Here is a 24,934-nt window from a genome sequence, read left to right on the forward strand (position 1 = left end):
ACTTCGTTTACCAAAAAAGCCAGCTTTTTCGCTTAACTAGTATTCGTGTTCCACGGGAAAATTCCTGCTGATTTTCCTTGCTAGTTATTTACATTTTCACGGGACGAGTGCTTCATCGTCAATGGGTGAAATACGTCAATTACTTTCTGGGCGCGCAAATAGAGGCGCGGAATTCGGTAATTCAGCATACAAGGAACCTCGTAATTGATTGTTCCCAGCAATTCGGCAATTTCATCCAAGGAGATTTCCTCGTCACCCTGCTTACCATACAAGACGACCTCATCATTGACCGCTGCTTCTGTCGAATTCAGGCTGACCATGATTTGATCCATACAAACTCTGCCTGCAATCGGGTAGCGCGATCCATTGTACAAAACCTCGCCACGATTGGACAAAAGGCGAGAATAGCCATCTGCGTATCCGATCGGCAGCGTTGCAATCCACTCGTCAGGCCTTGCTGCATACGTAGCACCATAGCTGACCGTGAATGGCTCATCTGCCTTCTTTACGTGGGCAATTTTCGTCTTGAGCGCCAGGGCGGTGGTAAGAATGACATCCGCACGTTCTTTCATGTACACAGAAGGATACAATCCGTATAAACCTATGCCTAAACGAATCGTATCATACCCCCAATCGGGAAATGCGATAGCCGCAGCCGTATTGCAGCAATGAACAGTCGGCAATGTTTTATTTGCTTCACGCAGTGCTTGCAAAAAGGATTGAAACAAGTCGTGTTGTCGTCGCACATGGGTTGTATCTGGTTCATCCGCGCAGGCAAAATGCGTAAAAATGCCTGTCCACTTAAGCTTAGAGCATTCTTCAAGGGCACCTACAACGGCAAGCAAATCTTCCTTTGTCCGAACGCCCAAACGTCCCATGCCCGTATCGGCTTTCACATGAATCCCGACAGGCTTGTGATCGTTTTTCTGAAGAATGTCGTTCGCTTCCGTGATCCATTGGACGCTGTAAGCAGTTAACTCCACTTCCAGCTCGCTTGCAGTGACAATGGATTCGACAGGTGTGTATCCCAACACCAAAATCGGCGCTGTGATCCCTGCCCTCCGCAAAATAAGCGCTTCATCGAGCAATGCGACTGCAAGTGAATCTGCACCGCTCGCCAACGCTTCTTTTCCGACATGGACAGCGCCATGACCATACCCGTCTGCTTTCACAACAGCCATAATACCCGTTTTTTCTGGCAAATGGCGTTTGAATGTCTCGAGGTTCGCCCGGATGGCATCCAAATCAACCTCTACCCAAGTGTCACGACAAAACGATTTCATTCCTATCTCCTCTTGTTCCCTTTTTTATAGTAAAACAAGCGCTCATTTAAATGACTGAGAAATTGCCTGGAAACCATCAGTGATTCCTTTTTGCCGCCTACACGATAAAAATGACGGCCTTCATAAATTTGCTCGACTTCAGACAGCGGGTAGCTCTTTTCCTGCCCTGACATGGATATAATCAGGTGGGTCTTAGTTAGCTTGTACACCGGACGCAATACCGATTTGTACATAAACGGAGACAATCCAACAACAGCAATGGCAATGGCGAAAACAAGCACCTTGAATCTCGTGTCATTGGTCGGGAAAAATTGAGCGAGAATCATCATCCCCAGCACAAACAAGACAGTCTCGTTAATGCGCATTTTCCAGCTTTTTCGCAGGAGCATGTCTTTGTAGGTCGATGCTTCCTCGTACAAAACTTCGTTAGACGGTTTCTTCATGTAAAGCATGCCACCTCATTCAATAAGTTACTCTGAATGTATCGTGTTTTCCCGCTGTGTGTCAATTCGCGGATTGTCCTTTCACCTCATTCGCACGTTTGTTTTTATGTACAAATCGGCCCTCATCGACCAATCCCGAGAAAATAGAAAAGCAGATGGGATTAGCTCCCACCTGCTGACTTTTCTACATGGTTTCCTCCTGGTCTTTTTCCTCTTTTTCATGTCTAGGGAAAACGACTTTTTCAAAGCTGCCATCCACCATCTTTTGCACCATCGCTGTCAATTCCTCGCTGCGCTTGTCTGCTTGCTCCTGTGTGAGCTTGCCTGCCGCTACTGCTTCTTTTAGCTTGGCTTCGTGCTGACCTACCAAGAGCTCGATGACGTCATTCACTTCTATGCCTTGCTCCTTGGCAATAGTCGCCAACGATTTTCCTTCTTTTTGCTCTTCCTTCAGCTTGTCTGCATCCAGCTTGAGGAGGGACAGCAGTTCTTCATTTTTCTCAATGCCCATTCCTTTACCTGGTCCACGTCCGTGATGCGTGTTTTGCACCATTTCTTTTACCCGCTCACTGGCGTGCTCATTCATTTTGTCGGCTTGTTCCTGTGTCAGCTTCCCGGCAGTTACCGCCTCTTTCAGCTTGGCATCCTGTTGTTTCACTAGCAACGCCACCAGATCATCCACAGATACGCCTTGGGCTTCTGCGATTGCAGCCAGCGATTTGTCTGCTTTCAGCTCTTCTTGGAGCTTATCGGCGTCCAGCTTGAGGAGGGACAGCAGTTCTTCGTTTTTCTCGAAGCCACCGATGAAGCCTCCTTTTCCGAAGCCTTTATCCGGTTTCGTGTTTTCTACCTGTTTTTTTACGCGATCGCTCAGGTTTTCAGACAGCTTATCTGCCTGCTCCTGTGTCAGCTTGCCTGCTGTTACTGCTTCCTTCAGTTTGGCTTCTTGCTGTTCAACCAGAAGTGCCACGACATCTGCTGTATCAACTCCTTGGGCTTGTGCAATCGCTGCAAGTGTTTTCCCTGCCGCAAGCTCTTCTTTCAGCTTGTCAGCGTCCAGCTTCAATAGCGAGAGCAGTTCTGTATTTTCTTTGAAGCCCACTCCACCGTGGTGACCCATCTTGCCTGTTTTGAATTTTACTTCTGCCGGTTTATTCAATGAAGTTGGCTTAGCTGAATCGGCTGCCATTGCTCCGCCTATGCTACCCAGACTCAGAACCACTGCCATCGTTCCCATCAGCATTCCCATTTTCGTTTTGCTAAACATATACACTCAACCCTTTCGTCTTTGCTCGTGTGGTGTGCTTGCTCTTTGGTACAAGACCAAGTGTACATGGGTATTTTTAGATTCCCGTTTGAGAAAAAAGGAAAACTTGAGGGAAAATCGTAGAAAACTATGTCAACATAGTGGAGGAAAAGAAAAAGCACAGTTCTCTTCGACTCTGACACGCCAGCAAGGGGGATTGACTGGCCGTCTCCACTTCAAAAAGAGGACCGTCGAGCCAAAGCCACCCTACGGGCGGACGTTTCTCAGGGAAGAAGTGTTCGACAAGCGTAGTCCCCTTTTTGAAGTTCCGACTGGGTAGGCGTTGTCAAGGTCTGCGAGCCCTACGCTTTTTCTTTTCGCCAGCTTTTTTCATTCATTGCTTCTTTAATAACTTAGGAAGATCATCCTTTGAGTATCAACAGGGGGATTTTTTCTTAGTTAGTAGAACAAAGCCGCTTGGGAAGAAGTGCATTTCCAGTCAAAGCGCCTCTGGAGGCCGACCCAGTTCCGAAATAAATGACGGGGGTTTTCAGCTTCAACCTCTGCGAATCCTTCATCGAGATGACTACTTTTGAAGCGCTCCCGTCATTTATTTCGGAACGGACAGTCCAACCTACAGCGGAGCGTAGGCCGAAGCGTAGACTGGAAATGCGCTTCTTCCCCTCCACCGCAGCCACTTTCCCAGAAGACAGCAAAAGAGGACGGCATTCACCGTCCCCTCTCCCACGCTTTTATTTCGCGCTGAGACCATATGTCGACTGTGCGACATTCACCATTTCTTCCTCTGGAAGATCCCCTGCGATTGTATATTCGATGCCGTCGAGCTCCCACGTCAGAAGTCGCTGATTTTCACCTGTCTGCGCAAGCACACCAACCGTAAAGCCGAGGTTCACAGGCATACCTTGCTCATACGACACAGATGCTGCTGTCGGGCGTCCTTCGATTACCTTGTAGTTGTAGGCCCCTTTGTAGGTCAAGATGACTTTTCTTTCCCCATCACGGGTAACTGGCTCAATATCACCTTGCGTAACCCCTTCTGGCATATACGTAGGGACGATGACACCGAATTGGCTGTTCGGCTGTTTTACGACCTGTCCATTTGCTGGCGCCATTGTTGGGATCGTTGTCAACGAGCTTGTTGTCATGTTGCGCTCTTTGTCAAAGGCGTCTTTGTCAAACATTGGGTTGAACGAAAAATCAGTGAAATCAATTCGTACGAGCGGATTCATGCTAGCATCCATAATTTCGGCGTGCGTCGGTTTGAAATCTTCTGTCAGCCAAATTTTTTGCTTGGTCAAAGAACGATTGCCGCTGTAGTTCGCTTTCACTTCGAATACATACTGTTTTTCTTCCATCTTCATTTGGCGCTCAGTGTCGTCGATAATGCTCTTGGCCAGCGTTTCGTATAGATACAACGGTCCGTTGTTCTCAGGCCAGCCACTTTGGAAGCGGAAGCTCTTGTTTAGATGCGGGGTCAGTACAAAGACTCCTTCATTGTTTCGCAAGATGATTTGTGTAATGCCACGCTGCTTCGAGGTGAGAGCTACCCGATAGTTGGTTGGCTTTTCATACCAGACCTGAACATCGTACTCCATGGGGGTAGAGCCTGTCTGCATGGTCAAAACAGCCTGAGACTTGTACCCAGTCATTTTTCCCAGCGTACCGTTCAGGTCGCTCACCACATCTTCCGGTGTTTTTTGACCGAAACAACCGCCGAGGAACAGGGTGAAAACCAACAATAACACCAGTGGTAAAGCTACCCGTTTCATTCAATGAACTCCTCCTTGTCAATATTTTCGACAAAGAAGGGCATCCCTGTCTATTTCCTGGGAAATCTGTCAGTCTCTCGCCCATGCAGCGCACATCGTGTCAATGGTTGCGAATGGATACGAAGTTGGCGATATATCGCTTGGATCGGCTACAGACTTAGCCTTCCTGTGTAAGAGCAGGTAGTCCCTCCTGATCTACGCGATATAAATGTATGTCCATCCTCGTCCCAATATGCAGACAAGTTTCTCGAGGTTGCTCAAAACATCTATCGTTCTTCTACAATGACTTGCGCAATCGCATGCGTCTGGCTATGCGAAATACTCACATGAATATGAACGCGAGCAGGGTCCAGATCGAGTTTGCTGTACACCTCGTGCTTTATGGTCATGATCGGCTTGCCCGAATCATTCGGGAGGATTTCCATATCCAAAAAGCTGAGTAAAGCACCAATGCCTGTGCCAAGAGCCTTTGCACCTGCTTCCTTGGCAGCAAATCTGCCTGCAACCATTTCCGCCTGTCTCGTCTCTGACTTTCCATTCAGGAGCTGTTGTTCATTTGTGGTCAAAAAGTGTTTGATCGCACGCTCTTGTCTTTTTATCAAAGTAGCAATGCGCTCTATTTCCACAATGTCTACACCTGTTCCAATGATCATGTGAAATTGCCTCCTAGTGGGCTGATTTACGAATCACAGTATCATCCACTTCCACGCTTTTGCAAGTGCAGTGCGAGGATAGAAACCACATTCCATGCATAGACTTTACGTAAAAATAAGAAAACCCCCGCAAATTGCGAGGGCTTTATCCGCTGGCTCCTACTCAGTAGCTTGGCCAGAAGATTGTTGTGCAGCCGATTGTTGGTTTTGACGACGAACTTCCGCAACATTTGTCTCACTTGCGAACTCAGTCGCAGCGCCTTGGGAAGCAGCGCGTTGTGCGGATTGTTGGTTCTGACGACGAACCTCTGCTGCGTTTGTTTCACTTGCGAATTCAGTCGCAGTGTTTGCTGCTTGGCTAGCTTGGTTCGCTTGGCCCATACCTCTGTTTTGTTTAGGCATCGTTACATTCACCTCCTCGACGTCACTGAATATAATTTGTACCGCCCCCTATGTGCGTATCCATCCTCATTTTTCCAAATCATGCTGTTGTTTACTTGCTTTGTCAGGACCGATCATTCATATTGGAAAGAGCAAGGCATTTACTCTGCTTTTGAAAGGGGCAATTCTGTATGGCTCACAAGGTTATTATCTATACACAAGTCACTTGCGGTCCTTGTCAGGAAGAAAAAATGTGGCTGACTTCAAACAACATTGCTTTCGAAGACAGAGACATCCGTCAAAACGAGGCTTATTTCCAGGAAGCCATTCAATTAGGCGCCAGCATGACACCTGTAACCTACATTGAAAAGGAAAACGGCGAGCAAATTGTCATCCATGGATTTGACAAGGAAGAACTAAAAAAAGCGTTGGATCTCAATTGATCCAACGCTTTTTACGACTGATCAGCCAAATGAAGGTTCACTTGCAACTGATTTTTGTTTGACGATTGGCGACATATCCGGCAAGTTAGACAAAATTTGCTTAACTTCAGGACCGCATTCTGTATTAACGGAGTAATATACCCACGGTCCCTTCCGACGCTCTTTGACCAAACCATGAGTTTTTAGCTTAGCCAAGTGCTGGGAAACAGAAGGCTGGGAAGTTTGCAAAATTTCTACGAGATCACGGACACATAAGGACTGTACTTGCAGGAGAGCCATGATCGTCAAGCGCGTCTTGTCACCAAGTAGCTTATAAGTCTCTGACAAAAACAGAACCTGCATCAAATCCATTTCCATAAGGATACCCACCTTTGCCTTACATATCTGTTTATCAGTATACTATATGGCTTATATGATGGGGAAGATAGAACGCAAAAGTTATGTGAACCCAGCTTATACATCTTGCTTTTTCATCGCCTCAATGATCTTGTCTGCAGTGCGTGCAGCCAGCGCCATGACTGTATTTGTCGGGTTGCTGCCACTCGAGGTAACGAACGTAGAAGCACCCGCTATGAAAAGATTGGGTATGTCATGTGACTGCCCAAATTCATTCACAACGGAGGTTTCCCTGTCATTCCCCATTCGGCATCCCCCCATGAGATGAGCGGTATCAGATACCACATGCTCCGGCTGTCCCCCCATCGCTTCTACAATCCGGTTCATTTGTCCAATAGCATGCTTGTACAGTTGTTTGTCGTTCTCCTGATAGCTGAACGTTACCGTAGGGATTGGCATTCCGTATTCATCTTTTTCCCCAGAGAGCGTCACTCTGTTATCAGGATGAGGCAGTACTTCCCCGACCAAGGTGATTCGCGCATACATATTGTAATCCAGCATGGTCTCTCGAAGCTGTTTTCCCCATAAATACGAGCCATCTTCCCTCTCGGCAGCAATAGCAGCCGCCATCCCGACCGGACGTGACCCGTGTGCACTCAACGTATATCCGCGGGCAAATCCTCGTTCCCGGTCCGTCTCGTAAAAATGCTGGGTCAAGGCAAGGACAGGTGTTCCTTTATACAATCGCACTTCCTCCGGGAGTCGTCCGTATACATCATGACTAGAGTGGGGCATAATTGCTTTTCCTACCCATCCACTCGAATTCGCCAGCCCTTGTGGAAACTGAGCATTCGCCGAACTAAGCAGCAATCTGGGAGTCTCCACCACAAACCCGGCCAAAATGACCACACGAGCCATTTGCCTGTGTGTCAAACCATTATGGTTGAACAACACGCCACTGACCCGGTCGCCAGCCATCAAAATTTCCGTCACCATGCAGTCGGACAGCACCTCTGCCCCCTCCGCTATCGCCTTGGGGATATGATGAATCAACCCACTGTACTTCGCATTCGGCATGCACCCTTGATTGCAAAAGCCACGATTGATACAGGGGGGACGTCCATCAAAAGGACCCGATAAAATCGCCAGAGGGGCAACCACACTCTCGATCCCCAGCTTCTCGCATCCTTCCCGGAACAGTTGGGCATTGGCACTGATTGGCTCTCGAACAGGGTACGGATATGGGCCTTGAAAGGAACCCCACGGAAAATGATTCGGGCCGGAGACCGCAATCTCCCGTTCAATCTTGTCGTAGTACGGGGCAAGATCCTGATACGTAATTGGCCAGTCTTCCCCTACGCCGTCTACGGTTTTTGTCTTGAAATCACTTTCGTGGAAACGCAGGAAAACCCCCGTAAAATGCACGGTGCCTCCCCCAATTCCCCGGCCTGAGTTGTTATGTCCTAAACGCAGCGGGTCATTGCCTGCTACCAGCCTCGTTTCCTGCCAGGCCAATCTCCGCATCGACAGCTCATCACTGGCAAAATCGTGTTGCGGGTCCCAAAACGGTCCTGCTTCCAGTACGACTACGCGCAAACCGGCCTTTGCCAGCTCATAAGCCAGCACGCCCCCTGCCGCTCCAGCACCTACGATGCATATATCTGCGTCATCGGCGTATTTTCTTTGATCCACAGGAGTAGGGCGATGAGTAATCGTACGATGGTCATGACTCGTCATTTGCTTTCGCCTCCCATGGGTCCGTCAATCCTTTTTCCACCCGGACATAGCCGCGCGGATAAGCAGGTCCGCCGTAGCCGATATCCGACCAAACCAACGGATGTGAGTAGTACGCACTGACTGTGTCATGCAGCAGCCGCTTGAAAAAATCTACGGGAGCGAAGGCTGTCCACGCCTCCTGGTTTTGGATACCCCCATTCGCGACGTGTTGAAGAACGGCTTCCTGCTGGTCAAGCTTCAACGCAACAAAATCAGTTCCATAAGCCGCATGACTCTCTGCATCAATCCCTTTCAAGCCCGAGCGGTAGAGCTCTTTTTTTGGTGGAACTCCGACCTTTCGTTGCGACTCGCCGATATTACTAGCCGTCGTATGATCCAGATGCTCCACCACAAAGGTCAGCACCTCTAAGCGGTGATCATTGACCAATACCCCTACGACTGTCTGCAAGAGCAAGGATTCAGGCTTCGTAAAAAATTGATTGGCAATCGCGGGCATTTTTCTGGCCCCTACTACTTTCCTGGTGTGAGCATCCCACTCTGTATGCTGGTCCCAAACATCATAGGATGGGTAACGTCTAGGCTTCTCCATGTCCTCTCACCCCTTCGAAAACGATTTTTACCAAAACAGCGCAAGAAGCCCTAATGCTGACATTGCCGTGATCAGTAAAGGAAGAATCACAGGAGGACCGACGAGAAAATTTTGACCTTGTGAATAACCTCCCACACGCTGCCCAACCCCGACCGTATGTAAATAGGCTCCGTACAAACCACCAGCCATGCCAATCACCATCATCAAGGCAAACACCCAACGCAGCCACCCAGCATTCACAAACGATAAGACAATAGCAGTAACCGCAAATACAGGGAGTTCAAGCACAGGAATCCACATTGCCCAATGTCGGAAGTTTTGTCTAGAGTGAAAAAGTGTGACCTGAATCGCAATCAGGGCAAACGCCAATCCAGCAAAAAGAATGAGTACGCGTTCGATCGGCCAGCCATGCCACATGGAAACATCCTCCTTTTTACGTACATTGCGCCTATTTTTTCCTTCCGTGCCAAGTCCTATTCTGCCTATTTCACTGCAAGCAGTGTGAGGAATAGAAAAAGCCTGCTGACTATTAACCAGCAGGCGTTCCATTCCCTATGAAAAATAGACTAACGTCAGATACAAACCGAGCAAGGTGAACGTCAATGTCGGTATGGTCAAAACAACGCCCGTCCGAAAGTACTGTCCCCACGTAATCGTCACGTCTTTGCGTCCCAAGACATGCAGCCAGAGCAAGGTCGCAAGTGATCCGATCGGCGTCATTTTCGGTCCCAGATCGCTCCCGATCACATTCGCGTAAATCATCGCTTCCCGCAAAACGCCGTCTGCCTGTGTCCCGGCAATCGCCAGCGCGTTGAACATCACTGTCGGAAGGTTGTTCATGACAGAGGAAAGAACAGCAGCCAAAAAGCCTGTTCCCAAGGTCGTTGCCAGTAAACCATGCGCCATGAACCAATCCAGGGTGTCCTTGACCAAGTCAGTCAATCTCGCGTTGTGCAGTCCCCACACCACGACATACATGCCAATCGAAAAAATAACGACTACCCACGGCGCTTCTTTCATAATCCGCCGCATGGCGATCGCTTCACTTTTTCTTGCAGCCAGGCAAAAAATGATGGCTGCCCCTGCAATGATGATTGAAACAGGCGTATGGATCGACTCGCTAACAAAAAAGCCAATCAACAAAACTGCAAGAATCGGCCACGCCAGACGAAACATTCTATTGTCGCGAATTGCGTCACTCGGATTTTTCAGATGGGAAAGATCAACCCGCGCCGGAATGCTTTTGCGAAAATATAGGTACAAAACCAGCAGACTTCCACCAATCGAAAACAAAGTCGGAATGATCATTTTGGCTGCATACGCAGCAAAGCCAATATCAAAATAGTCAGCGGAAACAATATTCACCAGATTGCTAATCACAAAGGGCAAAGAACTCGTATCTGCAATAAACCCGCTCGCCATGACAAATGCCAAAACCGTTTTCGCATCCAGCTTTAATGCCCGCACCTGTGCCAACACAATCGGTGTCAAAATCAGGGCCGCCCCATCATTCGTAAACAAGGCAGATACGAGTGAACCAAGCAGGATGACATAAACGAACATAAGCCGCCCATTCCCTTTGGCAAAACGAGCCATATGGAGCGCAGCCCATTCAAAAAAACCGATTTCGTCCAATACGATCGAGATAATAATAATCCCGATTAATGCTAGCGTCGCATTCCAAACAATAGAGGTTACCTCTGCGACATCACCGAACGTGACTACCCCGATCGCCAAAGCCAACAGTGCTCCACCGACAGCCGGATAACCAATCGACAGCCCCCGCGGTTGCCAAATGACCAATGTCAACGTGATCAGAAAAAGGATGAATGAAATCCAAACCACTGCAAGTATCTCCTTTCCAAAAACCCAAAAGAACGGACCTCGAAAAGTCCGTTCTCCTACCATACTACAAATTGAAATGATCCGAAACGTCCGGTAATGGAATTCTTTAAAGTAAGATATGGCCACCTTCTACATGAAGGACAGTTCCGGTTACAAAACTATTTTGGAGCAGGTATAGTACGCTTTGTGCAACGTCTTTCGCTTGTCCAACTCGCTTCACTGGGAGCTTGTCTGCCAACGTTGCATAGAAATTTTCGCGCACATCTTTAGGCATTTTGCTGCGTGATGGTGTATCAATAATGCCAGGTGAAACGATATTCACTCGGATTGGTGCCAGTTCCAAGGCGAGGGTTTGCCCCAGATTCGAAACGGCCGCATTGACTGCGCCAAGGGCAGACGAGCCAATCATCGCTTTGTAGGCAACAACGCCAGAGAATAGGGTGATGGAACCGTTTGTTGAAATCTTCGGCGCTGCGTACTTCGCCGCGTAGTATTGCCCCCAAAATTTGTTATCGAACAACTTACGCGCCTGGGCTGTATCCGTTTGAAGGAATGAACCGCCAGATGTTTCCGCCGCACTGACGACCAGATGATCAAACGTGCCTACTTTTTCAAAAAAGGCCTCAACTTGCTGCTCATCCGTGGTATCTAGCGTATACACCGAGACTTTGGAGCCCAGACTCTCTTTTGCCTTCTGCAATTTTTCTTTGGAGCGGCTCGCAATGATTACTTCTGCTCCTAGCGCTACCGCCTGTTTGGCTGTCTCCAAACCAATTCCAGAGCTTCCGCCTATGATTACTATCTTTTGATTGTCCAACATGATAGGATCTCTCCCCTTTCCTTTGAGATTTTCATTTAGAAACACAATACATGTTTGAGATGCGCCTCGAGTTCGGATACAAATTGATCGATCTGCGGATTTTTGATGACATCATAGCAAGCAAAGCTTTTTAACGGTTGCATGCCTAAAAATTCCTGTACGCGGTGCAAATGGCTGATTGCATCTTCCAGGCTCTCGCCTTTAAAAAAATGGGTCGGATCGCTAAATGCTTTTTCTGGAGCATTCCAAGTTGTCGAGAACATATATTTTTTGTCGGTTAATAAGCCGCCTCTTCCGTATTGATTAGCCCCCTTGAAAAACAAGCCGTACGCATATACTTCATCCATGTATGTTTTCAATAACCCAGGGACACTGAACCAGTAGATGGGGGTTTGATAAATGATCATATCTGCCCAGAGAAATTTCTGGTGCTCTTCTTCGATTTTATATCCATTTTGAATAATGGTAGTTCGTACATCGTTCTCTTTTTCGAGCAGACTCACCATATGATCCATCAACGTTTGGTTCAGTTTCCCCTCTGATGAGCCATATTTTTGATGACCATTGATGATAAGGATTTTTTTCATTTTTTACATCTCCTTTACGTTAAGACCATTCAATTTTCCGCTACGACGCCAATTTGTTGCATAAAGGTTAAATTGTCTTCCAGGTGCCAGTCTTCAACAAGCTTCCCATCCTTGATGCGTAAAACATCGATCGCCATAAATTGAATAGGCTTCCCGGACAGTGGTTTTCCCATAAACTCACCTTTGCTCGTACCCGTAAAGGAAAGACGAGCTGTCACCTTGTCCCCCACTACCAGTAAATCCTCTATTTTGCATTGCAAGTCCGGGACTGCTTTACGAAAGTTGCGAGAAGCGAATAACAAGCCATCGGGGCCTTGAGGTCTTCCTTTCGGCAACGTGTTATCTATGAAACTTGGAGAAACGGTTTGTGCAATGAGATCCTCATTCCCAGTGTTCCAGAAGCCGTAGAAACGTTGTGCGGCCTGTACCATTTCGGTAGCCTCCGTTACGTTTAATGAGGAGTCAACCGTCATTGAAACGGGTTGAGGAAGATCCTTCAATAGTTGCACGTCTGTCTTGGAGGACAAAACAGCAGTTTGATTATCATAAGCAGACGTTTTTGAATCAGTAGCGCATGCTGTTGTGAACAGCATCGTCCCGAAGAGGACAGCAATACCAGCTATCGAACTAATTGTTTTGGTGCGTGGAATCATGTTGTTCTAATCAACTCCTTATTTAGAGTGGAGGTATCGGTTTACATTGCTATTGTAATGACACTAACTTCATTTATGGAAGTAGTGATATTTAATTCATATAGTTTCCGTAAAGATACTATTGCGCTATAATAGCCAAAAAACCCTACTAATTTTTTGGGAGGATATTCCGATGAACGTTCTTGAGCCAATCGAACTGAACAAAGGAACCCCTGGCCAACCTTGCCCCATTGCTAAAACACTTGACGTAATCGGGACCAAATGGACCTTTTTAATTATTCGAGACCTGCTTATCGAAGGAACCCTGCGTTTCAGTGACCTGCTGAAATCCATGGATGGAATCAGTCCGAAAACACTGTCGCTCAGACTGAAGGAATTGGAGGAGCACGGCATATTGGAAAGGAAGGTGTTTCCGGAAGTCCCTCCGCGCGTGGAATATACGTTAACGGAGAAAGGGAAACGATTGGAAGGTATTTTCATTGAGTTAAAGAGATTTGGGTTACAATTATAAACGTTTTAAAATCAAAAAGAGCGGACCTCAAAAAGTCCGCTCTATTGCCATCATGCCTATTGAATTATCCGAAACGTCCAGTAATGTAATCCTCTGTTCTTTTGTCACGAGGATTTTGGAAGATCGTCGGGGTATTGTCAAACTCGACTAGCTCTCCATTCAAGAAAAACGCAGTCTTATCGGAAATACGAGCTGCCTGCTGCATGTTGTGCGTCACGATCACAATCGTATAACGATTCTTCAGCTCTTCTAACAGCTCTTCGATTTTGGCTGTAGAAATCGGGTCTAAGGCTGAGGTTGGCTCATCCATCAAAATGATCTGTGGCTGAACAGCGAGAGCCCGAGCGATACAGAGGCGTTGCTGCTGTCCACCGGAAAGCCCTGTTGCTGGCTTTTTCAATACATCCTTCACTTCATCCCAAAGTGCTGCTGCCTTGAGGCTTGTCTCTACCAACTCGTCCAGCTTGTTACGATCGTTCATGCCATGAAGTCTCGGCCCGTACGTGATGTTGTCATAGATGCTCTTCGGAAAAGGATTCGGATGCTGAAACACCATACCGATATTTTTGCGAAGTCGCTCAACTTCTACGCGAGAGCTATAAATATCCTCCTCGAACACTTTTACCGTTCCCGTAATTTTGGTGTTCGGTACAGAGTCGTTCATTCGATTCAACGTCCGTAAAAATGTAGACTTACCGCAGCCTGACGGACCGATTAAGGCTGTAATGGAGTCAGACTCTACATCCAGATTTATATTATAGAGGGCTTGCTTATTACCGTAGAAGAGATTCAACTCTCTCACCGAAATAACGCTCATACGGTCTTCGCTCCTTCGTGGTTGTTACGTCCTTTTACTTCCCCACTATAGCGCACCAATGTTAGGTTTCCGTGTGATGTTTATTAAGTTTCGATAAAGATTTTGTCTTAGGACTTTTTACATAGGTCATCCTACATTAAGTTATGGTAAATGTTTCTGGTAAACCATATACGCTCCCCTGGACTAACCCTACAATGAAGCTGAACGTTTTGACAAATAAGGGGAGAACAATCGATGGCGGGCATAAAAAAGATATGGGGTCACTCGTCGTTTCATTATCGTTCAATCTTCACCAGGCTGTTTGCAGGCATTATGGGAATGGTCGTCTGTATGATGGCCATTGCCGCATTCTTCATCAGCTATCAATCACAAGCCACACTAAATGAAAAAACAAAGCAGCAATTACATGACGCATCCGGTGCCGCTTTACAGAACGTACATAGCAGGGTCTACGACATCGTGACCGCCTTGCAATCATTTGCTTCTACTTATAAAAACAGCACGGTTACCAACAGCCAAATATTTGGCATCTTTACGGACATGACTATCAACAATCCTACTATTTCCGAATTACAGATCGTCACCACAGACGGGCGGTATTTGACCTTTCCCGGATCACCGCTCGACAGCTCATATGATCCGCGAAAAACAGACTGGTATGAAGGGGCTTTGAATCAAACGCAACATGGTGCTTTTGTCTCGGATGTCTTTCAGTTTTCCGAGACGGAGTTTCCGAAGATTGCCGTCTCCCTCCCCTTGCGCAACGAAGAGGAGGAGCCTGTCGGGGTAGTGGTGGCTTTTGTCTCTGTCCCGAAGCTGAGCGAGTCCATCGGTCAGATTAAACTCGGGGAAACCGGGTATGCCATGATCGTGGATCATCAAGGAAAGCTGGTCGCTCATCCCGATCAATCCTATGCGTTGCAGCGTCCCCTTCTCACTGAGCTTCCGGTCGTACAAAATGTCATCGCCGGTCAATCTGGCTACGAACCGAGCAAGATCAATGGAATAGATTCTTTTGCTGCCTATCAATTCGAGCCATCGTTGAAATGGGGCGTAATCGTCGTTCAGTCTGTATCGGAGGTAAAACAAGAGGTCCGTCGCCTGCAGCTAACCATTTTGGCCGTCTCATTGGTCGGACTCGTGGCACTTGCATTGATGCTGTATGTGTACGTACGCAAAATAATCAATCCGATCAAGGAAGCTCAGCAAAAAATGACTTCCTTTAGCGAGGGTGATCTCCTACAAACGATGCAGGTACAGAGCAATGATGAAATACGGCAGCTAGCTGACAGCTTCAATCGAATGAGTGAACAAATCCGGACGATCATCGGTAAAATTCAATATGTCATCTCAGACGTCAAGCAAGTTGCCGATCATGTAGGAAAAGGCTCCCGCCATTCGCACGCGATGCAGACCGAGGTCGTCTCCGTAACTGAACGACTCGCCCAAGAAATGGATAACCAGCAGGAGCAGATTGAAGAAATAAACCTCACGATGAACGAAATCACACAAGAAATGTCCCGCATCACGAGCTCGATGGAAGAGGCGATCTTGCAAAGCCAAGAATCGCGTGAACAGAACGCCATGGCCGCAGCCTCCATGAATACGTTAAAGCAAAATATGCACAGCATCTCGGAAGACATGAAAGCCTCCATGCAAGCCATGTCTTCCATGCGAGAAAGTATGGGAGATATCAACGAAATGCTCGGTTTGATATCTGCTATCTCGAAACGAACCAAGCTCTTGTCCTTCAATGCCCGTATTGAAGCTTCAAGAGCTGGTCAAGCAGGAATCGGTTTCAGTGTCGTCGCGGATGAAATCCGCTTGCTGTCCGATCAGACCGAAGAGGCATCGGCCCGTATTCAACAGGTAATCGCATCCGGGGAAGAGAGAATGGAGCACGTAGCTGCGTGCTTGGAAACGACTGATCATGCCACTGTAAACGGTATTCAAACCTTGCATCAAGCAGCTTCTATTTTTAATAATACCGTACAGCTCAGCGAAGCTCTTACAACACAATTCGAGACCATCAGAGCACTCACAGGGACGATTTCTGCGCAAAGCCAAGTCATTTCACAGCGGGTCGATAACCTGTCTGTTTCTGCACAACAAGTCGTATCAGGCACACAGCAAGCCGTAGCAGCCAATCAAGAGAGCCTCTCCTTATCAGAGCAATTTCTCGATGACTCCCTGCGCCTGACAGAAATCGTAGAGGATCTGGAGCAAACCATCCAATTTTTTCGAGCGGGAGAAACAACCCTTTCTTTGAAAAATTCATGATATCATAAAGTGAATGTGAACTTTTTACAAACCTATCCTGTGAAAGGGGATGTCTGGACCTTGGATAAGCGTTCCATTCACTTTTATGTCATTGCCCTAATCGTACTGCTAGCAATGTCCCTCTTAACATTTATCAAGGTCTTTGTTCATAGCCACTATCTGCGTTACTTGTTTGTGGCGATATTTTTTGTTGGCCTGATAGTCGGTTATGTTCGATATGTGATGAAGGTCAAAAGCGAGAACATGCAGCATCAAAGCAAATGGTACAAATTTGGATTTATACTTGCTTTTGCCCTCATCTATATGGCTATCAAATATGGTGTAAAAGCTGTTGTAGGCTATGAGGCTTCCAGCGAAGACTACGGCACTGTCATCGCGTTCTTTTTCCTGGGTCTGTTTATTGCCTACTATGGTCTTTATTTACGATATTTGCGGAAAGCCTGAAACCAAAAGCACAAGAAGCCCTCCTGCAAGCTGATTTGCTTGGGAGGGCTTCTTGTGCTTTTCTATTGTCTTACCCAAAACGTCCGCTAATGTACGCTTCCGTTTTTTCGTTTTCAGGTGATGTGAAGATTTTCCCCGTTTCATCCATCTCGATCAGCTCACCCATCAGGAAGAAGGCGGTTTTCTCAGAAATTCGCGCTGCCTGATGGAGGTTATGGGTAACGATCACGATCGTGTACTCATCCTTTAGCTGCATGACCAGCTCTTCGATTTTCATGGTAGAGATCGGATCGAGAGCGGAAGCCGGTTCGTCCAACAGCAAAATGGTTGGCTGCATCGCGATTGCACGCGCGATACATAGCCGTTGCTGCTGTCCACCGGAAAGGGAGAGAGCAGAGTCGCGAAGACGATCTTTTACCTCATCCCAAAGCGCTGCTTTACGCAGGCTCGACTCAACCAATTCATCCAAATCACGTTTATTGGTCATCCCGTGGAAACGCGGTGCAAATGCGATGTTTTCATAGATCGATTTGAAAAATGGATTCGCTCGCTGGAACACCATTCCTACTACTTGGCGCAGACTCTCGATGTTTACTTGCGAGCTGTTAATGTCGATACCATCTACAATAATGGAACCCTCTACACGACAAGAAGGGACCAGATCATTCATCCGGTTCAAGCTCCGTAGAAGTGTCGATTTCCCGCATCCGGACGGGCCGATAAAGGCCGTCACGGAGTTGCGTTCAATATCCATTGATATATTTTTTACGGCGTGCTTCTCTCCGTAGTATACATTCACGTTGTTCGTCTGAATGATCGTTTCTTGCATGGTCAGTACGGACATGGCTGCCACCTACCTCTTCTTAGTTTGATCCTGACGTCATCTTTTTGTAAACCCAATTCCCGAACCAACGAGCGGAAAGGTTAAAGAGCAAGACGGCAATAATCAGAACAGCAGCCGCGCCATCTGCAACATCACGCGCATCCGGTGTCAGCCCCTCGCTGTTTACCTTCCAAATATGCACGGCCAATGTCTCGGCAGGACGGAACGGGTTCAACGGTGAGGTCGTACTATTCAATGAGAAGTCGGTGAAATCCAGATTCGGTGAAGACATCCCCGCTGTAAACAGCAAGGCAGCCGCTTCTCCAAATACACGGCCAGACGCCAAAATGGCACCTGTAATGATACCTGGGAGTGCTGCTGGAAGGATGACAGACACGATGGTACGCCATTTGGTAATACCAAGCGCGAGACTCGCTTCCTTTTGACTGCGTGGTACGTTGCGCAGTGCATCCTCTGTTACACGAACCAAGAGTGGCAGGTTAAATACCGTCAGCGCAAGTGCTCCACCAAACAGGGTATAGCCCCAGCCAGTCATATTTACAAACACGAGCAATCCAAACAAACCAACTACGATAGACGGAAGGGAAGACAATACTTCTATACTCATGCGGATGAACTGTGTAATCTTGTTATCCGGCGCATATTCAGCCATATAAATGCCTGCTCCGATCCCGAGCGGCAACGCGATCAGCATGGTCAGGACCAGCAAGTACAACGAGTTGAAAAGCTGTGGTCCAATCCCGCCACCCGCATTAACGATATCCGGAGGAGAGGTCAAAAAGTCGAGATTCAGCTTATGCCAGCCTTGTGAGAGAATGAAGCCCAATAGTCCCACCAAGGTACCGATAATCAGTACGGCAATCAGAGTCAAAACAACAGTAGCAGCGCGGTCCATCAGTCTCGCTTTCATCTATTTTGCCAACCTCTTTCTGCCCAACAGGCGCAAAATCACGATAAAGATGAAAGACATCGCCAAGAGCAGCAAAGCCATTGACCAGAGAGCATTGTTATACGGAGTTCCTTGAATCGTATTCCCCATGTTCAATGTAATACCGCTAGTGAGCGTACTGATTGGTTCGAACAAACCGCCTGGCAGCTTCGTTGTGTTACCGATAACCATTTGCACAGCCAAAGCTTCTCCAAAAGCGCGAGACATTCCCAAAACAATGGCCGTCAAACAGCCAGGAAGCGCGGAATGCAACACGACATTCCAAATAGTTTGCCAGCGAGTAGCACCCAGCGCGAGAGAAGCGTTGCGCAAATCTTGCGGAACAGCCTCGATAGCATCTGCTGCCACACTCGTAATCGTAGGCAAAATCATCAGGGCCAGAACAAGTCCCCCTGCCAATAAGCTGAAGCCAAGAACATCAAATTGTTCGCGAATAAATGGAACAAGCAAAGTTAGTCCAACATAACCGTAAACGACCGATGGGATACCAACCAACAGCTCGATTACCGGCTTCAATACTTTTTTCCCGAAGCCCGGAAAGATCTCTGTCATAAAAATAGCGGCACCGATTCCAAGTGGCGCGGCAATTAAAGCAGCCAGTGCCGTTACGAAAAACGAACCAAGAATAAAAGGTAGGACACCATACGCGGATGGTTCACCTTCTGGGTCCCATTTATCATGGGTTAAAAATTCTTTGAAGCTTACTCCATCGACGAAGAACGTCGACAGCCCTTTTGAAGCAATAAAATAGGTGATCGATAAAACAACAATAACGAGCAAACCCGCACAAATCATCGCGATGGTTTTGCCAGTAATATTCTCTGTCTTTTGACGCTTGTTCGTTGTCAGCATTTTTTGCGCAATCATCGATTGACGCTCTGTATTTACCCCTTCAGTACGATGGCTCATGTTCTCCCTCCTGGAAAGAAAACGACTGTACGCAAGCAAAATGAGGGGAAGGCCCCCCTACCCCTCTATTTTGCTGTTGACGATAACGCTTATTTTTGTGTTACTTTGCCTTCTGCATCACGTTCCACTTTCATATCTGTGATTGGCAGGAAGCCCAATTCTGTTACGGTTTTCTTTTGTACTTCGTCAGTCAGGATGAAGTCGAGGAACGCTTTTGCATCGCCAGTTGCTTCACCTTTGGTGTACATATGCTCGTACGCCCAGACTGGATATTTGTTCGTTGTAATGTTTTCTGCGTTTGCTTCCACGCCATCCAATTTCAGAGCTTTTACAGAGTCATTGAAGTAGGACAGTGCCAAGTAACCAATTGCACCTGGTGTTTCAGCAATGATTTTGCGAACAGTACCGGAGGAATCCTCTGTGATACCTTCTGCTTCTTCTTTGCCATCCAACGCGAATTTGCTGAATGTCGCGCGAGTTCCGGAAGATTTCGGACGGTTAACCAGCGTGATCTTCATGTCTTCGCCGCCAACTTCTTTCCAGTTGGTGATTTTACCAGTGAAGATGTCGATCAATTGTTGCTTGGTCAAGTTGTCTACTTTTACTTGTGGGCTTACTGCTGCTGCCATACCGACAACCGCTACTTTATGGTCTACCAGTTCGTTTGCTGGAATGCCTTTTTTCTCTTCTGCAAAAATGTCGGAGTTACCGATCGTTGCTGCACCGCTTGCTACTTGGCTCAAGCCTGTACCGCTTCCTCCGCCTTGTACTTGAATTTGTGCGCCTGCATTTTTTGCCATAAAGTCTTTGGCCGCTTGCTCGACCAGAGGCTGTAAAGCGGTAGAACCTACTGCTGTTACAGGTTCACCGGAAGTTTTTGTTGTCGAACCAGAGTTGCTTTGCTCCTGGGCTGGTTGTTGCGCTGGTGCTGGTGTCTGTGCAGTATTGCCGCTTCCGCACCCCGCGAGTAATGCCCCTACACATGTCAGCGCAATAAACATTTTGCTGAGTTTTTTCATTTGATGAAAATCCTCCTTAAAAGGTTCGGTTTGTTTTTTCTCTCTTACAAGTACAAACTATACAGCGAGAATGTTGTCGTATTATGTTGTGAATGTAAAGCTTTCTTAAAGATGGAGAAATTCCTGTTGTAAAACCGAAAACATGGGAATAATGTCCCTATTCTTTTCTGGGGGTGTCCATGTGGAACGGCTGGCCTTGCTTTTTGTGATCATTGGTGCCCTGAACTGGGGATTAATCGGGTTATTTCAGTTTGATTTAGTCGCAAGCTTGTTTGGTGGAGCGGAGTCTATCGTAAGTCGAATCGTGTATACGTTGGTAGGCTTGTTTGGGGTGTATGCCATCAAGTTTCTTTTCACAGATCGGGAAGAAACACCTACATGAAAAACCTTTTCTCCGGCTGTTGGGGTGGGGCGGAAACAGGAGAAAACGCTCAGCTTCTTGTCCCACCCGCTGTGGGATTCACTGCCCGTCTCCATGAAAAAAAGCGAAACCCGCGTCCAAAGTGGTCCATTCAAGAGGTGTCTCAGAGGTGGACGCTTAAGAACGTGTTTCGCTTTTTGCATTCCGCCTCGGTCGGTGTACCAAAGATCTTCGCTTATTTCTCCTGTTTCCTCTACGAACTTTCCATGCTATTCGAGGTTTTCAAATCATTAAATGATTGAAGAATGTACTCAGTCACGGCAGAGAAGAATATTTCCAGACGTAACGACTTGTGGAGTCCTTCCGAGCGGAGAAGCGATTAGCGGGCAAAAGAAACGCAACGTGCCCATGCGACGAAGCGGCTACCACTTTTGCGTTTCCCCGCTAATCGCTTCGGAGCGGACAGTCTCACCCCCCAGCGGGACGGAGCCTGGAGCCTAGACTGGAAATATTCTTCTCCCCACCGTAGCTACATAATTAGAGACCTTACGTTGTTGCTGTAGTGGTGGGGCGGAAACAGGAGAAAACGCTCAGCTTCTTGTCCCACCCGCTGTGGGATTCACTGCCCGTCTCCATGAAAAAAAGCGAAACCCGCGTCCAAAGTGGTCCATTCAAGAGGTGTCTCAGAGGTGGACGCTTAAGAACGTGTTTCGCTTTTTGCATTCCGTCTCGGTCGGTGTACCAAAGATCTTCGCTTATTTCTCCTGTTTCCTCTACGAACTTTCCATGCTATTCAAGGTTTTCAAATCATTAAATGATTGAAGAATGTACTCAGTCACGACAGAGAAGAATATTTCCAGACGTAGCGACTTGTGAAGTCCTTCCGAGCGGAGAAGCGATTAGCGGGCAAAAGAAACGCAACGTGCCCATGCGACGAAGCGGCTACCACTTTTGCGTTTCCCCGCTAATCGCTTCGGAGCGGACAGTCTCAACCCCCAGCGGGACGGAGCCTGGAGCCTAGACTGGAAATATTCTTCTCCCCACGACAGCCACTATACGAGAAAAAAAGCGACACATCCCGATGAACAGGATGTGCCGCTTTTTTGGTGATGAATTAATTGTCTCGTTTCAGTGGCTCGGTGAGATCTACGTGCCCCATCAACGTTTCTACTTTCTTGCCATCCTCCAAGAAGACAATCTCCTTTACTTCCGAGAACTGAAAGAATGTATTCTTCAACGCATCCAAAGCCATCGTCTCGCCACTTGAACCCATATTGAACTGATTCTTGCTATCTGCATCAATCGTCAGGGTACCTTTATCGATTGTAATGGAGTGGTACTTGAAGTCTTTCCACAGTGGAATATGCACGTCTGGCTTTACAGGCGTCTCCAGCAGGGCAAGTGTCTTTTTGTACTTCTCGATATCTTCTGCAAACGTGATCTCTTGCTCTTCTTTTTGCAGCTCCATCAAATTATTATCCGAATAGTAAACGGTGACCATTTGCTTTTTCAGAGTCGGCTCTGTTGTCGATGGATCAGTGTTTGAACCAGATGGCTGTTCTACTGGTGTGGTTGGCTGTGGTGTTTCTGTCGCGTTTTGCCCACATCCGGCCAAAAGCAGCATCACTAACGCTGCCATCCAGATCACTCGACTTTTTTTCATCGTGAAAAGCCCCCTTACTGATAAGACTCGTAGTATTCACGAATAGCCGCAACAATGGCTTTCGCGATTTTATCTTGGAATGCCGGATTCGTCAGCTGTGCATTCTCCTGTGGATTGGAGAGGAAGCCAGTTTCGGTCAACACAGCAGGCATTTTCGTGTTTTTGATCACATAAAAGCCGCTCTGCTTGACGCCTCGATCCGGGAACTGCGTTGCCCCACGTAAATGTTTATGTACCACTTGGGCAAAGTCTTTGCTGTTTTCATTATAATAGAAAGTTTCTGTTCCTGCAGCCGTCGGTTTCGGGAATGCGTTGGCATGCATAGACAAGAACAAGTCGGCTTCTAACTCATTGGCAAAAGCTACACGCTCTGACAGTTCATAAAACACATCTGTCGTGCGTACGGGAACGACTTGAAACTCTGGATATTGCTTCAGCAAAGCCACAATCTTATTGGAGACAGCCAAGTTGTAATCTTTTTCATTGTTGCCAGCGGAGCCCTTCGTGCCTGGGTCTTTCCCTCCATGACCGGCATCAACGACGATCAGGTAGCCTGTTTTCTTCGGTTTTGGCGTCAATTTTACTTCGAGACCGTCTTTCGTGTAAGCCAGCTCATACGTGCTCTTTTGGTTCAGCTCAATGACGACGCGAACCGTGTCAGGAGATGCACTGTATTGGCTGTAACGCAGGTCTGCGATGAGAGGTTCTTCTTTCGCTTGTTCTGCCTGATTCAGTTCGTCAGAATCTGAATCTGTGCCTTGGTCTTCATCATTAGCGGAGGACGTTTCCTCAGATTCGCCTACGCTATCGTTTTTCTCGTCTTGACGCTTTAGATCTTCGACTAAATCATCATCCAATGCTGTTTGTGGGAGATCCAAGACAATCCGGTGAGGACCTGTCATCACAAAGGACTGAGGAATGACAGGTATAGTCGTTTCAATACGAACTCGGTCGCCGTCCTCAGATACATCTTTCAAAATATTGAGGCGATCGATCTCAACCTGATTATTTTTCTTGTCCCACGCAAATGACCCTCCAAGCTCGTCCTCCAATTGACGTAATGGGAGGACCAACTGATCATCAATCGTCATCCCACGCTCAGGTCGTTTCCACGCAAAGCCTTTTTGTCCCACTTGCTCAGCCACAGTCTGTGCGGACGCGTACATCGTGTCCTCCACTTGATACAGCTTGATCGGCTGGGTTGGTGCCTTGCCATTCAGCTTTACCTGTGGTGTTTCGTTCGCAATGACAGTTCGTGTGCTGTTGTCCCACCCGACTGTAACGCCAAGTGACTCCCCGACAAAACGCAGTGGCAGCAGCATACGCTTTTGTGAAATAACAGGTGGCGTATCGAGCTTCACTTGTTTGCCGTTCAACACTGCTGTACGGGAGTCAAGTGTAAGGGAGAGCAGTTGTGTGCCTTTGGTAATGACAGCTGTTCGAGTAGCCTCATTCCAATCCACTTTTGCACCTAGCCCTTCGGCGATGACACGGACGGGAACCAACGTGCGTCCATTCTTGATAACCGGCGGTACTTCAGCATTCACTGCTTGTCCACCAATCATGAGATTGACAGCTTCCTCTGAGGCACTGCTTGCTGCAACCGCCCAACCGGGGATTAGCAGCAGGACCAGCAGCGCAAAAAGCAGAGGGTAAAATCGTCTCTTCATCCTGACCTCCTCCGTGATGTCTGTTTTCTTCGTTATGTGGCGTCAGCCAATGTGCAACGTTCACCATTCTATTAGACGCTAGATGATCTGTAAAGTTTATAGTCTTTTGGTACCAAAATGAAAAGACCGCCTCCGCATGCCCCGCGAGACAGTCTTTGCAACTGAGTTTTTTTACCGAAAAAATCCCCTTCTCTCTTGCCTACTTACTTGTTGAACCGGTTTTTTTATCATGTTCAAGCCCCCGTTGGCAAGAAATTGCTGTATCAGTGATATCACAGCTGGATTCGACAGCACCTTAATGGAGTCGGCTACCTTGGGGTTTTTCAACTGGGGAATAGCGTCGCCAAGATGCGGTAAAAGCGGCAGTAAATCTTCGATAGAAATGGCAGGCTTTTGTGGTTGGGTTACAGCTTCCACTTGAGGTGCATTCCGTCGACCTCCAAACAGCAGACCTCGCCGTTCTCCTGTACTTTTTGGAGGCGCCTGTTTAAGACGCCCCAGTGTATTCTTCATATCCTGTAGCTCCTGTCGCACCTGACTCATTTCTTTCATTATTTGGGCATTGTTTGCATGTTGTGCATCCGCAAGCTTGTTGATCGATTCTAGCAAATGGTTCTTGGGGACAACCTGCTTTTTTTTCGCTTTCATTTTCTCAACGATA

27 protein-coding genes are annotated in these 24,934 nt (G+C 47.5%); 5 read left to right on the forward strand and 22 right to left on the reverse strand.

Features of this window, described 5'->3' with window-relative positions:
- Positions 1–80: 80 nt before the first annotated feature.
- The 6 genes from alr to ASG16_RS02220 form a co-directional block, all read right to left on the reverse strand.
- Positions 81–1,283 (reverse strand): alanine racemase, encoded by a 1,203-nt coding sequence (alr, locus tag ASG16_RS02190; RefSeq protein ID WP_056488785.1) that lies wholly within the window; start codon positions 1,281–1,283, stop codon positions 81–83.
- 2 nt (positions 1,284–1,285) lie between these two features.
- Positions 1,286–1,726 carry a hypothetical protein gene (locus tag ASG16_RS02195; RefSeq protein ID WP_056488784.1) on the reverse strand — a complete coding sequence of 147 codons (441 nt, stop codon included), beginning with the start codon at positions 1,724–1,726 and terminating at the stop codon, positions 1,286–1,288.
- 184 nt (positions 1,727–1,910) lie between these two features.
- Positions 1,911–2,993 (reverse strand): hypothetical protein, encoded by a 1,083-nt coding sequence (locus tag ASG16_RS02200; protein WP_056488782.1) that lies wholly within the window; start codon positions 2,991–2,993, stop codon positions 1,911–1,913.
- Positions 2,994–3,724: 731 nt separating this feature from the next.
- Positions 3,725–4,762, reverse strand: a complete 1,038-nt coding sequence (locus ASG16_RS02210; protein WP_056488781.1) for an outer membrane lipoprotein-sorting protein — start codon at positions 4,760–4,762, stop codon at positions 3,725–3,727.
- 266 nt (positions 4,763–5,028) lie between these two features.
- Positions 5,029–5,415 carry a holo-ACP synthase gene (acpS, locus tag ASG16_RS02215; RefSeq protein WP_056488780.1) on the reverse strand — a complete coding sequence of 129 codons (387 nt, stop codon included), beginning with the start codon at positions 5,413–5,415 and terminating at the stop codon, positions 5,029–5,031.
- Positions 5,416–5,574: 159 nt separating this feature from the next.
- Entirely contained in the window at positions 5,575–5,817 is a 243-nt protein-coding gene (locus tag ASG16_RS02220; protein WP_048036220.1) for a gamma-type small acid-soluble spore protein, read from the reverse strand.
- A gap of 170 nt (positions 5,818–5,987) precedes the next feature.
- Here ASG16_RS02220 and ASG16_RS02225 point away from each other — a divergent pair, with 170 nt between their 5' ends.
- A complete protein-coding gene (locus tag ASG16_RS02225; RefSeq protein ID WP_007721101.1) occupies positions 5,988–6,239 on the forward strand; it encodes a glutaredoxin family protein in 252 nt (83 codons plus the stop codon).
- Positions 6,240–6,260: 21 nt separating this feature from the next.
- Here ASG16_RS02225 and ASG16_RS02230 read toward each other — a convergent pair whose 3' ends face one another.
- The 8 genes from ASG16_RS02230 to ASG16_RS02265 all read right to left on the reverse strand — a co-directional run bounded on the left by ASG16_RS02230 (position 6,261) and on the right by ASG16_RS02265 (position 12,806).
- Positions 6,261–6,596, reverse strand: coding sequence for an ArsR/SmtB family transcription factor (locus ASG16_RS02230; RefSeq protein ID WP_048036218.1), 336 nt, complete (start codon positions 6,594–6,596; stop codon positions 6,261–6,263).
- Between the two features lie 96 nt (positions 6,597–6,692).
- Positions 6,693–8,312 (reverse strand): GMC family oxidoreductase, encoded by a 1,620-nt coding sequence (locus tag ASG16_RS02235; protein ID WP_056488779.1) that lies wholly within the window; start codon positions 8,310–8,312, stop codon positions 6,693–6,695.
- The gene (locus ASG16_RS02240; protein WP_056488778.1) at positions 8,299–8,901 is read right to left on the reverse strand and encodes a gluconate 2-dehydrogenase subunit 3 family protein; all 603 of its coding nucleotides are present in this window, start codon (positions 8,899–8,901) and stop codon (positions 8,299–8,301) included. The genes ASG16_RS02235 and ASG16_RS02240 overlap by 14 nt, the downstream gene beginning before the upstream one ends.
- Positions 8,902–8,928: 27 nt before the next feature.
- Entirely contained in the window at positions 8,929–9,318 is a 390-nt protein-coding gene (locus ASG16_RS02245) for a hypothetical protein (protein ID WP_056488777.1), read from the reverse strand.
- Positions 9,319–9,453: 135 nt separating this feature from the next.
- Complete coding sequence (locus tag ASG16_RS02250) at positions 9,454–10,746, reverse strand: arsenic transporter (RefSeq protein ID WP_056488776.1); 1,293 nt, start codon at positions 10,744–10,746, stop codon at positions 9,454–9,456.
- A gap of 106 nt (positions 10,747–10,852) precedes the next feature.
- A complete protein-coding gene (locus ASG16_RS02255; RefSeq protein ID WP_056488775.1) occupies positions 10,853–11,566 on the reverse strand; it encodes an SDR family oxidoreductase in 714 nt (237 codons plus the stop codon).
- Positions 11,567–11,601: 35 nt separating this feature from the next.
- On the reverse strand, positions 11,602–12,153 hold the full coding sequence (locus ASG16_RS02260) for an NAD(P)H-dependent oxidoreductase (RefSeq protein ID WP_056488774.1): 552 nt from the start codon (positions 12,151–12,153) through the stop codon (positions 11,602–11,604).
- Between the two features lie 29 nt (positions 12,154–12,182).
- The gene (locus ASG16_RS02265) at positions 12,183–12,806 is read right to left on the reverse strand and encodes an ester cyclase (RefSeq protein WP_056488773.1); all 624 of its coding nucleotides are present in this window, start codon (positions 12,804–12,806) and stop codon (positions 12,183–12,185) included.
- A 172-nt stretch (positions 12,807–12,978) separates the two neighbouring features.
- Here ASG16_RS02265 and ASG16_RS02270 point away from each other — a divergent pair, with 172 nt between their 5' ends.
- On the forward strand, positions 12,979–13,317 hold the full coding sequence (locus tag ASG16_RS02270; protein ID WP_017247281.1) for a winged helix-turn-helix transcriptional regulator: 339 nt from the start codon (positions 12,979–12,981) through the stop codon (positions 13,315–13,317).
- Between the two features lie 64 nt (positions 13,318–13,381).
- On the opposite strand, the gene pstB (ASG16_RS02275) is transcribed toward ASG16_RS02270, so the two are convergent.
- Positions 13,382–14,134, reverse strand: a complete 753-nt coding sequence (gene pstB, locus ASG16_RS02275) for a phosphate ABC transporter ATP-binding protein PstB (protein ID WP_056488772.1) — start codon at positions 14,132–14,134, stop codon at positions 13,382–13,384.
- Between the two features lie 234 nt (positions 14,135–14,368).
- Between pstB (ASG16_RS02275) and ASG16_RS02280 the strand changes: the two genes are divergently transcribed.
- The gene (locus tag ASG16_RS02280; RefSeq protein WP_056488771.1) at positions 14,369–16,414 is read left to right on the forward strand and encodes a methyl-accepting chemotaxis protein; all 2,046 of its coding nucleotides are present in this window, start codon (positions 14,369–14,371) and stop codon (positions 16,412–16,414) included.
- A gap of 60 nt (positions 16,415–16,474) precedes the next feature.
- On the forward strand, positions 16,475–16,858 hold the full coding sequence (locus ASG16_RS02285; RefSeq protein ID WP_056488769.1) for a hypothetical protein: 384 nt from the start codon (positions 16,475–16,477) through the stop codon (positions 16,856–16,858).
- 70 nt (positions 16,859–16,928) lie between these two features.
- Here the strand turns inward: ASG16_RS02285 and pstB (ASG16_RS02290) are convergent, their stop codons facing one another.
- The 4 genes from pstB (ASG16_RS02290) to ASG16_RS02305 all read right to left on the reverse strand — a co-directional run bounded on the left by pstB (ASG16_RS02290) (position 16,929) and on the right by ASG16_RS02305 (position 20,579).
- Positions 16,929–17,702: a phosphate ABC transporter ATP-binding protein PstB gene (pstB, locus tag ASG16_RS02290; protein WP_048036208.1), complete on the reverse strand. Its 774-nt coding sequence runs from the start codon at positions 17,700–17,702 to the stop codon at positions 16,929–16,931.
- Between the two features lie 19 nt (positions 17,703–17,721).
- Positions 17,722–18,612 carry a phosphate ABC transporter permease PstA gene (gene pstA / locus ASG16_RS02295; RefSeq protein ID WP_017247277.1) on the reverse strand — a complete coding sequence of 297 codons (891 nt, stop codon included), beginning with the start codon at positions 18,610–18,612 and terminating at the stop codon, positions 17,722–17,724.
- Positions 18,613–19,560 carry a phosphate ABC transporter permease subunit PstC gene (gene pstC, locus ASG16_RS02300; protein ID WP_048036207.1) on the reverse strand — a complete coding sequence of 316 codons (948 nt, stop codon included), beginning with the start codon at positions 19,558–19,560 and terminating at the stop codon, positions 18,613–18,615.
- 89 nt (positions 19,561–19,649) lie between these two features.
- Positions 19,650–20,579: a phosphate ABC transporter substrate-binding protein PstS family protein gene (locus ASG16_RS02305; protein ID WP_048036206.1), complete on the reverse strand. Its 930-nt coding sequence runs from the start codon at positions 20,577–20,579 to the stop codon at positions 19,650–19,652.
- Between the two features lie 181 nt (positions 20,580–20,760).
- Between ASG16_RS02305 and ASG16_RS02310 the strand changes: the two genes are divergently transcribed.
- Complete coding sequence (locus ASG16_RS02310; protein WP_047073978.1) at positions 20,761–20,961, forward strand: DUF378 domain-containing protein; 201 nt, start codon at positions 20,761–20,763, stop codon at positions 20,959–20,961.
- Between the two features lie 1,093 nt (positions 20,962–22,054).
- On the opposite strand, the gene ASG16_RS02320 is transcribed toward ASG16_RS02310, so the two are convergent.
- From ASG16_RS02320 to ASG16_RS02330, 3 genes are all read right to left on the reverse strand, one after another.
- The gene (locus ASG16_RS02320; RefSeq protein WP_048036204.1) at positions 22,055–22,603 is read right to left on the reverse strand and encodes a GerMN domain-containing protein; all 549 of its coding nucleotides are present in this window, start codon (positions 22,601–22,603) and stop codon (positions 22,055–22,057) included.
- Positions 22,604–22,617: 14 nt separating this feature from the next.
- The gene (locus ASG16_RS02325; RefSeq protein WP_056488768.1) at positions 22,618–24,273 is read right to left on the reverse strand and encodes an N-acetylmuramoyl-L-alanine amidase family protein; all 1,656 of its coding nucleotides are present in this window, start codon (positions 24,271–24,273) and stop codon (positions 22,618–22,620) included.
- Between the two features lie 171 nt (positions 24,274–24,444).
- Positions 24,445–24,921: a hypothetical protein gene (locus ASG16_RS02330; RefSeq protein ID WP_056488767.1), complete on the reverse strand. Its 477-nt coding sequence runs from the start codon at positions 24,919–24,921 to the stop codon at positions 24,445–24,447.
- Positions 24,922–24,934 lie beyond the last annotated feature (13 nt).

Source organism: Brevibacillus sp. Leaf182, from assembly GCF_001423865.2.
In the GTDB taxonomy this organism is placed as follows: domain Bacteria; phylum Bacillota; class Bacilli; order Brevibacillales; family Brevibacillaceae; genus Brevibacillus; species Brevibacillus brevis_C.

Coding starts and splice junctions, on each gene's coding strand:
- ASG16_RS02220 (WP_048036220.1), bottom strand. CDS start 5,817: ATGCCTAAACAAAACAGAGGTATGGGCCAAGCGAACCAAGCTAGCCAA.
- ASG16_RS02255 (WP_056488775.1), bottom strand. CDS start 11,566: ATGTTGGACAATCAAAAGATAGTAATCATAGGCGGAAGCTCTGGAATT.
- acpS (WP_056488780.1), bottom strand. CDS start 5,415: ATGATCATTGGAACAGGTGTAGACATTGTGGAAATAGAGCGCATTGCT.
- ASG16_RS02260 (WP_056488774.1), bottom strand. CDS start 12,153: ATGAAAAAAATCCTTATCATCAATGGTCATCAAAAATATGGCTCATCA.
- ASG16_RS02245 (WP_056488777.1), bottom strand. CDS start 9,318: ATGTGGCATGGCTGGCCGATCGAACGCGTACTCATTCTTTTTGCTGGA.
- pstC (WP_048036207.1), bottom strand. CDS start 19,560: ATGAGCCATCGTACTGAAGGGGTAAATACAGAGCGTCAATCGATGATT.
- pstB (WP_056488772.1), bottom strand. CDS start 14,134: ATGAGCGTTATTTCGGTGAGAGAGTTGAATCTCTTCTACGGTAATAAG.
- ASG16_RS02195 (WP_056488784.1), bottom strand. CDS start 1,726: ATGAAGAAACCGTCTAACGAAGTTTTGTACGAGGAAGCATCGACCTAC.
- ASG16_RS02330 (WP_056488767.1), bottom strand. CDS start 24,921: ATGAAAGCGAAAAAAAAGCAGGTTGTCCCCAAGAACCATTTGCTAGAA.
- ASG16_RS02225 (WP_007721101.1), top strand. CDS start 5,988: ATGGCTCACAAGGTTATTATCTATACACAAGTCACTTGCGGTCCTTGT.
- ASG16_RS02230 (WP_048036218.1), bottom strand. CDS start 6,596: ATGGAAATGGATTTGATGCAGGTTCTGTTTTTGTCAGAGACTTATAAG.
- ASG16_RS02210 (WP_056488781.1), bottom strand. CDS start 4,762: ATGAAACGGGTAGCTTTACCACTGGTGTTATTGTTGGTTTTCACCCTG.
- ASG16_RS02265 (WP_056488773.1), bottom strand. CDS start 12,806: ATGATTCCACGCACCAAAACAATTAGTTCGATAGCTGGTATTGCTGTC.
- ASG16_RS02320 (WP_048036204.1), bottom strand. CDS start 22,603: ATGAAAAAAAGTCGAGTGATCTGGATGGCAGCGTTAGTGATGCTGCTT.
- pstA (WP_017247277.1), bottom strand. CDS start 18,612: ATGAAAGCGAGACTGATGGACCGCGCTGCTACTGTTGTTTTGACTCTG.
- alr (WP_056488785.1), bottom strand. CDS start 1,283: ATGAAATCGTTTTGTCGTGACACTTGGGTAGAGGTTGATTTGGATGCC.
- ASG16_RS02270 (WP_017247281.1), top strand. CDS start 12,979: ATGAACGTTCTTGAGCCAATCGAACTGAACAAAGGAACCCCTGGCCAA.
- pstB (WP_048036208.1), bottom strand. CDS start 17,702: ATGTCCGTACTGACCATGCAAGAAACGATCATTCAGACGAACAACGTG.
- ASG16_RS02240 (WP_056488778.1), bottom strand. CDS start 8,901: ATGGAGAAGCCTAGACGTTACCCATCCTATGATGTTTGGGACCAGCAT.
- ASG16_RS02235 (WP_056488779.1), bottom strand. CDS start 8,312: ATGACGAGTCATGACCATCGTACGATTACTCATCGCCCTACTCCTGTG.
- ASG16_RS02200 (WP_056488782.1), bottom strand. CDS start 2,993: ATGTTTAGCAAAACGAAAATGGGAATGCTGATGGGAACGATGGCAGTG.
- ASG16_RS02280 (WP_056488771.1), top strand. CDS start 14,369: ATGGCGGGCATAAAAAAGATATGGGGTCACTCGTCGTTTCATTATCGT.
- ASG16_RS02305 (WP_048036206.1), bottom strand. CDS start 20,579: ATGAAAAAACTCAGCAAAATGTTTATTGCGCTGACATGTGTAGGGGCA.
- ASG16_RS02325 (WP_056488768.1), bottom strand. CDS start 24,273: ATGAAGAGACGATTTTACCCTCTGCTTTTTGCGCTGCTGGTCCTGCTG.